The 12907-nt window shown below is 62.5% G+C and carries 11 protein-coding genes; 1 reads left to right on the top strand and 10 read right to left on the bottom strand.

Annotated features, from left to right (window positions below):
• Positions 1-39: 39 nt before the first annotated feature.
• The 7 genes from ACP26L_RS30405 to ACP26L_RS30435 form a co-directional block, all read right to left on the bottom strand.
• On the bottom strand, positions 40-933 hold the full coding sequence (locus ACP26L_RS30405) for a 5'-3' exonuclease (protein ID WP_426449168.1): 894 nt from the start codon (positions 931-933) through the stop codon (positions 40-42).
• Positions 934-1200: 267 nt separating this feature from the next.
• A complete protein-coding gene (locus tag ACP26L_RS30410; RefSeq protein WP_426449170.1) occupies positions 1201-2181 on the bottom strand; it encodes a helix-turn-helix domain-containing protein in 981 nt (326 codons plus the stop codon).
• Positions 2178-3197 carry a Gfo/Idh/MocA family protein gene (locus ACP26L_RS30415; protein ID WP_426449172.1) on the bottom strand — a complete coding sequence of 340 codons (1020 nt, stop codon included), beginning with the start codon at positions 3195-3197 and terminating at the stop codon, positions 2178-2180. Before ACP26L_RS30415 ends, ACP26L_RS30410 begins: the two co-directional genes overlap by 4 nt.
• A 35-nt stretch (positions 3198-3232) precedes the next feature.
• Positions 3233-4315, bottom strand: coding sequence for a Gfo/Idh/MocA family protein (locus tag ACP26L_RS30420; protein ID WP_426449174.1), 1083 nt, complete (start codon positions 4313-4315; stop codon positions 3233-3235).
• A gap of 174 nt (positions 4316-4489) precedes the next feature.
• On the bottom strand, positions 4490-5689 hold the full coding sequence (locus tag ACP26L_RS30425; RefSeq protein ID WP_426449176.1) for an aminotransferase class I/II-fold pyridoxal phosphate-dependent enzyme: 1200 nt from the start codon (positions 5687-5689) through the stop codon (positions 4490-4492).
• Positions 5690-5747: 58 nt separating this feature from the next.
• Positions 5748-6824: a site-2 protease family protein gene (locus tag ACP26L_RS30430; protein ID WP_426449178.1), complete on the bottom strand. Its 1077-nt coding sequence runs from the start codon at positions 6822-6824 to the stop codon at positions 5748-5750.
• A 29-nt stretch (positions 6825-6853) separates the two neighbouring features.
• Entirely contained in the window at positions 6854-7228 is a 375-nt protein-coding gene (locus tag ACP26L_RS30435) for an arsenate reductase family protein (protein ID WP_426449179.1), read from the bottom strand.
• A 303-nt stretch (positions 7229-7531) separates the two neighbouring features.
• On the opposite strand from ACP26L_RS30435, the gene ACP26L_RS30440 reads away from it, so the two are divergent.
• Positions 7532-8275 carry a YdcF family protein gene (locus ACP26L_RS30440; protein WP_426449181.1) on the top strand — a complete coding sequence of 248 codons (744 nt, stop codon included), beginning with the start codon at positions 7532-7534 and terminating at the stop codon, positions 8273-8275.
• Positions 8276-8587: 312 nt separating this feature from the next.
• Here the strand turns inward: ACP26L_RS30440 and ACP26L_RS30445 are convergent, their stop codons facing one another.
• The 3 genes from ACP26L_RS30445 to ACP26L_RS30455 are packed head-to-tail and all read right to left on the bottom strand — an operon-like array spanning position 8588 to position 12902.
• Positions 8588-9508 (bottom strand): RluA family pseudouridine synthase, encoded by a 921-nt coding sequence (locus ACP26L_RS30445; RefSeq protein WP_426449183.1) that lies wholly within the window; start codon positions 9506-9508, stop codon positions 8588-8590.
• A complete protein-coding gene (locus ACP26L_RS30450) occupies positions 9505-10074 on the bottom strand; it encodes a cob(I)yrinic acid a,c-diamide adenosyltransferase (protein WP_426449185.1) in 570 nt (189 codons plus the stop codon). The genes ACP26L_RS30445 and ACP26L_RS30450 overlap by 4 nt, the downstream gene beginning before the upstream one ends.
• Before the next feature lie 14 nt (positions 10075-10088).
• A complete protein-coding gene (locus ACP26L_RS30455; protein WP_426449187.1) occupies positions 10089-12902 on the bottom strand; it encodes a cobyric acid synthase in 2814 nt (937 codons plus the stop codon).
• Positions 12903-12907 lie beyond the last annotated feature (5 nt).

Raw genomic sequence — 12907 nt, forward strand, 5'->3', positions numbered from 1 at the left:
AACGCCCGTCCAAATCAAGGCCCCGGACAGGCCCGGCGGTTAAGAAACCGCCGCCCCGATCCAGCGCAGCTCTCCGAGCAGCCCTTTGAACTCGAGCTCGACGAACTTGCTGCGCACCGTATCCGTATCGGGATTCCAGCAGCTGTCCTCGACCGAACAGGCCACCGGCGCGTCGCAGCGGATTCTGGCCAGGTCCCGGCAGAGATGCAGCATCTTGAGATCCGCCGATATTTTAGCCCGTACGCCCTTCGGCAGGCTCTCCAGGTTCTCGATGATCCCTTCGATGCTCCCATACTCGAGCAGCAGCTTCAACGCCGTCTTCTCGCCGATCCCCTTCACGCCCGGATAGTTGTCGCTGGTATCGCCGATAAGCCCCTTGAGATCGATGAACTGCTGCGGGGTCAGCCCCTTCTCGAGCAGCAGCGCTTCCGGCGTATAGACCGCATAGTTCGAAGCGCCTTTCTTCATGATGATCACGCTCACCTGTCCGCTCACCAGCTGCAGCATGTCGTGGTCCCCGGTCAGAATCATCACCTGCATCTCCTGGCCGAAGCAGCCTGCCAGCGTTCCGATGCAGTCATCCGCCTCGTACCCCGCGAAGCCGATGTTCGGCACGCCGAAGCTCGCCACCGCCTCCTTCACAAGATCGAACTGCGGGATAAGCTCCAGCGGGGCTTCCGGCCGGTTCGCCTTGTACCCCGAATACTGCTCCGTGCGGAACGTCTTGCTCCCCATATCCCAGCAGCAGATGACGTGCGTGGGCTTGAACGTTTGGACCGCATCGAGAAAATATTTGAAAAATCCGTATACCGCATTGGTCGGTATCCCGGTTGACGTCCTGCGGATGTATCCGCCGTACGCGTTCGCGTAGTACGCCCGGAACAACAGAGCCATTCCGTCGACGATCAGCAGCTTGCGTTGTTCTTCCATCATTGCCGGTTTCGCACTCCCATTTCTAACAAGATAGTCCCATTATACCATAAACCGCCCCCTCCCCCTTCGATATTTTTGAAAATACTACAAACCATTAGGCATGCTGATGATCCACGGCACGAATGGTTAGTCCGCTTATGGAAGACGCCGGGATTTTCCTTTATACAGCCAAAAGAACCCCCTTTGCGGCAGGTCCAGCCGCAGGCTTGGCCTGGCTGTGACCTGTGCGAAAGGGGGTGTCCGGACGATCGCTTCCGAGCTCCTAAGTTACCTCGATTGGGACTGCGGCTGCCGTTGTTCCCGGTACTGCAGGCGGTACTGCATCGGGGTCGTGCCCAGCCTGCGCTTGAATACATAATGCAGGTAGTTGCTGCTCGAGAAGCCGCACCGTACGGCGAGCTGGTCCATCGTCAGATCGCTCTCCGCCAGCTCGCTGCAGATCCGGGAGAGACGGACGCTCTCGATATACTCGCTGAACGTGCCGCCCGTCCGCTCGCGGAAGATCCGCTGCAGCTGCCGGGGGCTGACCTGCACCCGCTCCGCCACTACCTCGAGCGTCAAAGGAGCCATGTAATTGTCCTGGATGAACTGGACGGCCAGCCCGTAGCGGTAATGCTTCATATCGCGGGACGGCAGCAGCGGCTGGGGCGGCGCATCGTAAGCCCGGGCCACGCGGAGCAGGATCTGGACGATCGCCTGCTTGATGACGGTCATCACGCCCGGCTGGTTCTCATGCCAGGCCCGGTAGGCGGTCAGGAAGCATTCCATCGCCCGGTAATTGTCGGCAGCCGGGCGGGGCGGCAGCTGCTCCAGCTGCCGGATGCAGGCCTGCGCCTCCTGCCGCTCCCAGCTCTCCCCCCAGTCTTCGCCGTCCGATTCAGGCCCTCGCTCCAGCCTGCGGATATCCAGGTGGAGGCAGAGTTCATCCATCGCTTCGCTTGCGTCGGCCTCCTGGTAATGCAGCAGGCCCGGGCCCGTCAGGTACATCAGTCCCTCGTGCAGGGAATAGGGCTCGGTGCCCAGAATCACCTTCCCTTTGCCCCGAGGGATGAAGTGAAATTCGAAGTCCGAATGCTTGTGGAACTGGACGGTGCGCCCCGGCGGGAAGGACGTATGATGGAAGCGAAGCATCCGGATGCCATAGTCCCCCCAGCGGAACTGCACGTCGAGCCGGTCGAGCGCACTCGGATTCTCGAGCATCACTTCGAACGGGTACGGCTTAGCGCCGGTGCGGGTCTGGCTGCTCATGACGGCAGCTCGCTCAAGAGCACCGCCGCCCCCGTGCCAGCCGAACGGTTCGCCGCTTCCATCAGCCGGGTGAGCTCCAGCGCCAGCGCAATGTTCTCTTCCGCGCTCGTATTCTCCTGAATATGCACCACCCATTGGTGGAACGCGGAAGGAAGCTCCGCCGGAAGCTGCTGCACCTGCCACTCCCGCTCGGATCCCTCCCCGGCCGCATTCGAGCGGAGCAGCAGCCGGTTGTCGTGCGAGGAGAACAGCAGGCTGCCCTCCGTGCCGTGCACCTCGATCACGAACGGCGAGTGCGCATTGACAAAGCCGGCTTCGACCACGGCAAGCGCCCCGTTCGGGTAGCGCAGCACGGCCACCGCGTTGTCCTCCACCTCACGCCCGGTGAGATAGCCGTAGTGAGCGGATACGCTCTCCGGCTCTCCGAGGAACAGCCGGGCAAGATACATCGGATGGCAGCCGAGGTCGATCAGCGCGCCGCCTCCGCACTGTTCCCGGTTAAAGAAATGGCCGGGAAGCCAGCCGTCCGGCGACTGCTCCGTGGAGACTGCGCCGTTATGGGAGAGGCGCGTGCGCACCAGCGTCAGCTCGCCGAGCAGCCGGCGGGCGAGAATGTCCTGCACCGCCAGCGTGTAGCTGTGATTGAGGCGGGGCAGGGAGACCGTGAGCTTGACCCCGGCTGCCTCCACGGCCTGCAGGATCTCTACCGCCTCCTTCTGGGTCGCCGCCAGCACCTTCTCGGTGAAGATATGCTTGCCTGCACGGGCCGCTGCGATAATCACATCCCGGTGAAAATGGGTCGGCGTATCTACGATAACCCCGTCAATCTCTGGACGGGCCAGCAGCTCCTCCAGGCTGGCGTAGAACGGCACCCCGCGGGCTTCCGCTTCCCTGCGTCCGCGCTCCGGCTCTTCGTCCCATACGGCCGCAATCTCCGTGCCGGGATGCTCTTGCGCCTGCTTGGCGTAATCCTTGGCATGCACATGCCAGAAGCTCAGCATCGCTACTCGAATCATGATCGCACCTGCCTCCTTTTTCCCCGTCCGGGTTCTTAATCAAAGTACACGGCTTGCCCGGTCCTCGACGACTCGTAAATCGCCTCCAGAATCTCAGAGACGACGAGCGCCTGGCGCGGGGTGACGACCGGATCCGTGTCGTTCAGGATCGCATCGATCCAGTGCCGCATCTCGGTATCCTCCGCCTTCTCCGTCTTACCGTCATAGAAGTCGACGCCCTTCGTCCCGAGCTCCACCTTGTGGGTGTAGAGCTTGCTGTGCTTCTCGCCGTTGAGCCTCAGGCCGTCCTCCATATCGGCACCGCCCTCGGTTCCGCTCAGCGTACACTTCGCTTCCTTCACATCCAGCGTATTGAGCGCCCAGCTCGACTCCAGCAGGATCGTAGCCCCGTTCTTCATGACGATCATCCCCATAGCCGAGTCCTCGACGGTGAACTTCGCCGGATCCCAGGACCCCCACGCATTCGCCGCATTCTCCTTGGACGAGAGCTTGTGGAATGCGGTGCCGAGCACAACCTTGGGCTCATAATTATCCATCATCCAGAGGGTCAGGTCGAGCGCATGCGTGCCGATGTCGATCAGCGGGCCCCCGCCCTGCTTCTCCCCGTCGAGGAACACGCCCCAGGTCGGCACGGCCCTGCGCCGGATCGCATGCGCCCGGGCATAGTAGATCTCGCCGAGCTCGCCGTCCTCGCAGAGCCGCTTCAGATACAGGCTGTCCGGGCGGAAGCGGTTGTTGTAGCCTACGGTCAGCTTCCTGCCCGTCCGCTCCGCCGCCTCCAGCATCCGGCGCGCATCCGCCGCCGTCTTCGCCATCGGCTTCTCGCTCATCACGTGCTTGCCGGCCTCCAGCGCCGCAATGGTAATCTCCGCGTGCGAGTCGTTCGGCGTACAAACATGCACGGCATCGATGGAAGCGTCTTCAAGAAGCTTCGTATAGTCCTCGAACACCTTCGCGTCTTCGCTTCCGTATTCCGCCGCCGCTTTCTCCGCCCGCTCCAAGATAATGTCACAAAAAGCGACAACCTCTACACGATCCTGCTTTGCAAGCGCCGGCAGATGCTTGCCGTTCGCGATTCCTCCGCACCCTACGATACCGATTCGAAGCTTCTTGGACATAGATATTCCCTCCTGTTATGTACGTGACCTTGCCTTCATCGTAACAGAATTGCCCTGTACTGGATATTGCAATATGGCGACAAGGCGGAGTTAGAAATCGCGACACCCCTCGGCTCAAGCCGTACGAAAAAAAGCCGTTCTCTTAGGAGCAAGAGAGACGGCTTTGCACAATCCCTATGAGTTCGTGCCCGTGCGGTGTCCGGCGGTCTGCAAAAAAGCCCCGATTCGGCGGACCGCTTCCTGCAGGCGCTCTTCTTCCTGAACGAGAGCAATACGGACATAGCCCTCGCCTTCCCGGCCGAAAGCGTCGCCCGGAATTACGACAACACCGGCGGAATATAGCATTTCCCGGGAAATCTGTCGAGATGTCCAGCCCTCCGGAATCGGCGCCCAGATGAACATCGTGGCCTGCGGCTTCGGCAGTTCCCACCCGGCCGCCCGCAGCCCTTCCACCACCAGATCGCGCCGCCGTTCGTACAAGCCGGCTACGGAGACGCTGCCCGGCTCCATGTCCTCCTCCAGTGCCGCGATCCCGGCCCGCTGGACCGGCAGGAAGACGCCGTAGTCGATATTCGACTTCAGGATGCGCAGCGCCTGCACCGCATCCGGCTGGCCGACCATGAAGGCGATGCGGCAGCCGGCCATGTTGAAGCTTTTCGACAAGGAATGAAATTCGACAGCGACCTCCTTGGCCCCCTCGACTTCCAGGATGCTCGGCGGCCGGAACCCGTCGTACGCCATCTCGGAGTAAGCCACGTCGTGGACGATGAGCAGGTCATTCGCCTTGGCGTACTGCACGAGCTCCTCGAAGAACGGCTTCGTCGCCACGGCCGACAGCGGGTTGCTCGGGTAGTTGAGCAGAATGAACTTCGCCCGCCGGGCCGTCTCCTCGGGAATATCCCCGAGCTTCGGAAGGAACCCGTTCTCCGCGCGGAGCGGCAGAAAATACGGTTCGACACCGGCCAGCACTAGGCTCGCCGCATAGATCGGATACCCCGGATCGGGCACCATGACAGTGTCGCCCGGATCCGTTACCGCCATCGCCAGGTGGGCGAGCCCGTCCTGGGAGCCCATCAGCGTCACGACCTCGCGCTCCGGGTCGAGTTCGACACCGAACCGGTGGCGGTACCACTTCGCGACGGTCTGCCGGAAGAACAGGCTGCCTTCGGACGTGGGGTAGCCGTACTGTCCCGGGTCGCTCACCGCCTCGGCCAGAGCGGCGCGCACCCGCTCGGACGGCCCCCGGTCCGGGCTTCCGATTCCCAGGTCGATGACGTCGACACCGCCGGCCTGCACTTCCTTCTTCCACTGCGCCACTTCAGAAAAAATGGCCGAACCCAGTTCGGCCAAACGCTTCGACTGCCTCTTCGTCATATCCACCCAACCTTTTTTTCGTATAGGACATGCCTGCTTCAAAGGAAGAGCCCGCGCGTCAGCGAAGACGCAGACCGGGCACTTCATGGACCTCTCTCATCATCACGAACAGGAACGCGGCGAGCAGCAAATACGCAATGCCGTACTTCCAGCGGGTAGCGGGAGAGACGTCGTAGTAGGCGTCATTCTCATACTTCGTGTACTCCACCTGGCAGTGGATCATGAGATAGAGTCCGTCTTCTTTCTGCTTGCGCTCCAGCTGTATGACGTGAACACGCTTGATTAAGCCCTGTTCCATCAAGGGGATGGAGCCGGTGAAATCGAGCCCCTCCCAGTATACCTTCACGTGCTGCTGGCCCTCCAGATCCGAATAGGTGAGGAATGGCAGGTCGCGCTTATGTTCCGGTCCCGGAATAAGGTAGCCCTGCTCCATCAGCGGATCTGCGGCCACCTCGAAGCTCGCGCCCATAACGCGGGTCTGCGCGGCCTTTTTCTTGCTGACGAACTTCTTGTAGAGGTCATAGGCGAACATCGCCCAGATAATGAAGAACAGAATGGACTTCAGATAGAAAATCACGACAAGCCCGCCAATCAGGCCGACCAGCCACAGCCAGCGGGTGACGGCGGTGGAGATCCTTCCTCCATCCAATGGATGAATCGGGAGCAGGTTGAGCAGGTTCAGAAAAAATCCGAAATAGGCCAGACTGTAGAACAGCGGGCTTCCCGAATATAAAGCCACTCCGTATAACACAAGTGCCCCGACCGTACCGAGTACGGGTCCTCCAATGGCCACGTAAGCTTCCGTCGCCGCATCGCGCGGATGCTGCTTCATACTGATCAGCGCCCCTAGGAACGGTATGAACATGGGAGCCGATACGGGAAGCCCCTTCTGCCGGGCGGCGAATACGTGTCCCATCTCATGAACCAGGAGAAGAAACACGAACCCCACAGCGAACTTCCATGTATAGAACATCGCATAAAACCAAACCGAGATCAGCATGGACAGGAAGGTACCGCCGAACTTACTGAACTTGAGCAGGGGGATCAGCGTCTTCAACTGGCTCAAGATAAACATGGCCGCTGCCCCGATGTACCACAGGGGAGTTTGCTTCTTTGGTTTCTGTCGCTGCTGCAACAGGCTTCACGCTCCTCAACTTGCTCGTATTAGCCCCGACTGCCCCAGGCTTCCTCGTACTGATCGGCTTTGAAGCCCACCGTCACTTGGCTGCCGCTGATGACAACCGGCCGCTTGATCAGCTTGCCGTTCGATGCAAGCAGCGCCATCTTCTCTTCCTCGCTGAGCCCCGGCAGCTTATCCTTCAGTCCGAGCTCCTTGTAGACTTCGCCGGAGACGTTGAACCACTTTTTGATATCGAGGCCGCTTCGCGTGATGATTTCCCGCAACTCCTCCACGGTCGGCGGCTGCTCCACAATATGAACCGCGTCCACTTCCCAGCCATGCTCCTTGAGCCACTTGACCGCGCTGCGGCAGGTCCCGCACTGGGGATACTGATATACTTTAAGCTTCGAGTCATTCATGGGGTGAATTACCATCCTTATCTTTCGTTAGCCTGCCGGCATTCCATCCCATTATACCGACGAACGCCTTCCGCCTGCAAATACTGTGCCCTTGAAGGTTATTGGATTGAAGCTGTTACGATTGAAGCTGTTACGATTCAGGCTGTTGCGATTCAGGCTGTTGAGGTAAAGGGGATTGAGTGTTCCATATAGGGTTTGTTGAAAATGCGCCGCGCACGGAACATAATGGAAATGGGCGAAGCGTGCGCGCCGGTTTTCTCCCGGACCTCTTCCCCAATCCCCAGAAACCGTAAGGAGTCCCCCATGATTTATGTCATTAAACTAGTCTACAGCTTCCTCTTCCCTCCAGGTCTCTACATCCTGATTCTGCTGCTCCTCGGAGCCTGGCTGTACTTCCGTGTCCGCCGCTCGGCCGGCATCGTGCTTGCAGCTGCGGCACTGCTCTTCTACTTCATGTCGATTCCGCTCACAGGCGAAGGACTCCTGAAGTCCATCGAGGACCGCTACGATCCGCCCAAGGCGGTCGAGGGCGATGTGTATGTCATGCTGACCGGCGGCGGCGTCAGCGGCACGCCGGACATCAGCGCCACCGGCCACCTCAGCGGCTCCACGCTGCACCGCGTTGTCGCCGTGTCCGAACTCTACGCCAAGAAGCCGCTCCCGATTCTCATCTCGGGCGGCCAGGTCTATGAGGATACGGTGAACGAGGGACGCCTGTCCAAGCAGAAGCTGATCGCCCTCGGCGTCCCCGAGAAGGCTATTCTGCTGGATGACGCCTCCCGTACGACCCAGGAGAATGCGCGCAACTCCAAGGCGCTGCTCGACCAGCAGGGATTCCGGAAGCCCATTCTCGTCACCTCCGCCTTCCACATGGCCCGCTCGATCAAGCACTTCAGCAAACAAGGCGTCGAAGTGCTCCCTTACCCGGTCGACTACAAGATCAGCCGGTATGACGGCGGCATGACCAGCCGCCTGTGGATTCCGACGGCCGGCGCCCAGGATTCGTTCTCCCTGGCACTGAAGGAGTATGTAGGGATGCTGCAGTAAAACGGGGCGGGCAGGTGCTGCAGCGGCGGAGCCTCGTATCCGTTAAGCCCTCCGAGCGGGACGGTCAGTCGGGCAGCTGGGCAGCGCACGGTGTTCCACCTCGTATGTCTTATCGCCGAGCAGCAGATGGCTGGGATGACGCCTATGCAAGCGGATCTCGTGCCGCCGATCCCACGGCACCGGGTTCTCGAACTCCTACCGCTTCCAAGCATGCCAAAGGACCGTGCCGGATACTTCCCTGGAAGTCCGATACGGTCTTTTTTGGCGTGGGACGGTATACTCCCGGATTTGCTCTCGCCGGGCCGGGCAGCCTTACTCCCCGCCCTCCAGCTGCCGGAGCAGCTGCTGCAGATCCTCTGGCAGCGGCGCCTCGAACACCATCCACTCCCGCCGGACAGGATGGGTGAGGCCGAGCAGGCAGGCGTGCAGCGCATGGCGCTGCAGCCCGAAGGCTCCCTCTTCCTCCGGCGGCCCGTACATCTTGTCGCCAAGCAGCGGATGGCCGAGGTGCCGCATGTGTACGCGAATCTGGTGCGTGCGGCCGGTCTCCAGCCACAGGCGGACCAGGGTCGCGTCCGCAAACCGGCGTTCGACCCGGTAATGGGTCACCGAGCGGTAGCCCGAAGGCGTCACGATCCGGATATGCGGCGCTTCCGGATCGCGGTCGATCGGCTGATCGACGGTCCCTTCGTCCGGCTCCAGCTGTCCGTGGACGAAGGCGAGGTACTCTTTTTTGAGACCCGTCGTCTGCATCTCTTCGGAAATCTGCTGGTGGACATACGGGTTCTTGGCCACGGCCAGGGTACCGGAGGTCTCCTGGTCGAGCCGGTGGATCGGCCGGAAGCGGAAGCTCTTCCCCTGCTCCTGCCAGTAATGCACGACGCCGTTCGCCAGCGTATCCGTGTAATGGCCGTGGGTCGGGTGGACGATCCGTCCCGCCTCCTTGTTCAGCACGAGCAGCTCGTCATCCTCATAGAGGATGTCCAGCGGCATCGGCTGAGGCAGGATGTCATCCGAGGCCTCGACCTCCATCCGTACGGCGACCCGGTCCCCGGCCTTCACCTTCACACTGATGTAGCGGCGTTCCCCGTTCACGGTGATGCCCTCCTCCGTCAGCTTCAGGCGGGAGAGCAGCTTGCGGGATAGCCCCATCCGGTTCTGGAGCACGGTCTTGAGAAGCATGCCTTCATCCTCGGGCGGTACAATGTATTGGAGCGGTTTGTAGTAGGTCATGATTTGCGCCGGAACACCTCAGCACTTCTCACATATTCCACATCCGGTGCTCCGGCGCGGTGATTCGCCACCCGGGCGGCCGTGAAGAAGAAGTCGGACAGCCGGTTGAGGTACCGGCGCACCTCGTCGTTGATCGGCTGGGTGCGGGCCAGCGTCACCACCCGGCGCTCAGCCCGGCGGCATACCGTACGGCAGACGTGCAGGGTTGAGGAAGCGAGCGAGCCGCCCGGCAGAATGAACCGCTTGATATCCGGCGTCTCGGCGTCGTACTTGTCGATCCATGCTTCGAGGCGGTCGACCATCTCCGCGGTCACCTTGTACGGCCGCAGCTCCTGTTTCAGCAGGGCAAGGTCCGAGCCGCAGTCGAAAATCTCGTGCTGGATCTCCAGCAGGTCGGCTGCAAGATCTGCGTCCCGCTGCGGGTCCAGGAACCCGATCGCCTGCCCGACGAAGCAGTTCAGCTCATCGGTCGTCCCGTAGGCTTCCACCCGGACGTCGTCCTTGTCGACGCGCCCTCCAATGACACCGGTCTGGCCGGCATCACCCGTTCTTGTATAGATGCGCAATGCGTAGTCCCTCCCTAAGTAAGAATGGCAGATTCCTGTTCCTGTATCATCTCATACAACCGCTGCATATCCAAGTGGGAGCGCACATGCTCGGCCAAGCGGTCGAAGGCGGCCTCCCGCCGCTCGGTGAAGCGCAGCTCGGCGGGCAGCGGCCCGAGTCCCCGGCTCTCGCGTACACGGTTCAGCCAGGCGCGCCGGAAGTCGTCGCTGTGCAGCACGCCGTGCAGGTACGTGCCCCAGACACGACCCCCAGCCATGGCGGCTCCATCCGGCAGACCTGCGGAGCCTTCCTCCTGCAGCAGGAACGGATGCTCCACCGGCTCCAGGAAGGTCGTGCGGCCCATGTGGATCTCATAGCCCTCCACAGGGAATCCGCCGTAGAGCCTCGAGATCCCCGAGGCCCGGACAGTCCGCTTCTCAGCGGCGAATACCGTTTCGGTCGGCAGTAGGCCGAGTCCCTCGATCTCCTGCTTGTCGGATTCGACAAGCAGGGGATCAAGCAGCCGTGCCCCGAGCATCTGATAGCCGGCGCAGATCCCGGTGACAAAGCCGCCGTCTGCGGCATAAGCGAGCAGCTTGCGGTCCAGCCCGCTCGAGCGCAGATAGAGCAGGTCGTCGACCGTGTTCTTGCTGCCGGGGATGATCACGGCATCCGGCTGCCCGAAGTCTTCGGGCGAGGAGACGAACCGTAGGCGCACATCCGGCTCAAAGGCCAGCGGATCCGCATCCGTGAAGTTGGAGATGCGGGGGAGGCGCAGGACCGCGATGTCAAGGATGTCCGGCGGCAGCTTCACCGGAGGGCCGCTGCGCGCGGTCTCGGCCAGCTTGCGCTCGAGCGAGGCGGAATCCTCGTCCTCGAGACCAAGCTGCGGCAGGTACGGGATCACCCCGAGCACCGGGATGCCCGTGCGCGCCTCCAGCCAGTCGACCCCCGGCTTCAGCAGCGTAACGTCCCCGCGGAACTTGTTGATCACGAAGCCCCGCACGCGGGCACGTTCCTCCGGCGTCAGGATCTCGAGCGTGCCGACGAGCGAAGCGAACACGCCGCCCCGGTCGATATCCGCGACGAGCAGCACTGGGGCGTCCGCCCAGCCCGCCAGCCGCATGTTCACGATATCGCGGTCCTTGAGGTTGACCTCGGCGGGACTGCCCGCCCCCTCGATCAGGACCACGTCGTGAACGGTGCGCAGCCGCTCCAGCGCTTCCTTGACCACGCCCTCCGCCTCGGGAAGATAGCGCTCCCTATAGGTGCGGGCATCAAGATCCTGATACGGCTTCCCGTGGACGACGACCTGCGCCACCATGTCCTTTTTCGGCTTGAGCAGGATCGGATTCATGTCCGTCGTCGCGGGAATACGGCAGGCGTCGGCCTGCATCCCCTGGGCACGGCCGATCTCCTTGCCGTCCGGCGTTACGTACGAGTTCAGCGACATGTTCTGTGACTTGAACGGCGCCACCCGGCGGCCGTCCTGCAGCAGGATGCGGCAGAGCGCTGCGGTCAGCAAGCTCTTGCCGACGTCCGAAGCCGTGCCCTGCAGCATGACGACGGATCCCCGGCGGCGGGAGGGCACGGCTGCCACGGTTCCCCCCGCAGTGGAGAGCGGGCCGTCCGCTGCCGGCTTCACCGCAGAAGGCCCTGCAGCAGCCAATCCCCCGGCATACCGGCCCGCTGCCGGCTTGACCGCGAAAGCCGCCTCCTGAGCGTGAGCGGCCCCCCCGGTCACGGCAGCAGCACCGCTGCGTTCCCGCTGCTGCTTCTCCGCGAAGACCTCCGCCAGTACGGCGAGCAGCCGCCAGTTGGTCTCCGGCAGCTTCACCGCCAGCCGGACGAAGGAATCGTCCAGGCCCGGGAACAACGAGGCGTCGCGGATAAGGATGCCTCTTCGACCCATGGCCTCCTGCAGCCTGCGCCCGGTCCAACCAAGCGCCCGCAGCGAGCACAGCACATAATTCGTATCGCTGTCCCATGCGAGCACCCCCAGCTGCCGCAAGCCCGCGAGCAGCTCCGCCCTTGCTCCCGGCAGCCACTCGAGCGTCCGCCGGGCGTACGAGCGGTCCTCCAGGACCGCCGCCCCGATCCACTGGGCGAACGCATTGACGCTCCACGGCACCTGCAGCTCCTTCATCGCCCGGATGCGGTCCGGATGCGCGACGGCGTAGCCGAGCCGCAGACCGGGAATCGCATAGAATTTCGTCATCGAACGCAGCACGATGAGGTAGGGGCTCCCCGCCGCTGCGGCGGCAAGCGACAGCTCCTCTTCCTCCGGCAGGAAGTCGAGGAACGCTTCATCGACGACCGCCGCAAGCGCGCCTAAGGCAAGCTTCTCCCGCACGGCCTGCGGCAGCAGCCGCCCGGTCGGATTGTTCGGCGAGCCGAGAAACAGCAGGTCGCAGTGAGGGGCTGCCGCTTCCAGATCCTCCAGCTGCAGCTCGAAGCCATGCTCCTCCCTCAAGGGGATATCCCTGACGGTCCCGCCCGTCTTCCGCACCGCATCCTCGTATTCCTTGAACGAGGGGCGGGCCAGTCCCGTGACCGCCGGGCGCAGCACCCGCACGGCCAGATCGATCAGCTCTGCAGCCCCGTTGCCGACCAGGATGCACGCCGGATCCACGCCATGCTTCGCCGCAAGCCGGCGCGTCAGTTCCCTGGCCGCCGGGTCCGGATAAGCGGCCGCCTCCTGCCAGCGGGTGCGCAGAATATGTCCCACCGCCGCCGGAGGACCAAACGGATTCATATTCGAGCTGTAATCGACAAACGCTCCCGGCGGCCTTCCGTACTTCTCCGCCGCCGTCTCCAGGTCCCCGCCGTGCCCGTATTTCTCCAACATCCCCT

Source organism: Paenibacillus sp. S-38, from assembly GCF_049942825.1.
Lineage (GTDB): Bacteria > Bacillota > Bacilli > Paenibacillales > NBRC-103111 > Paenibacillus_G.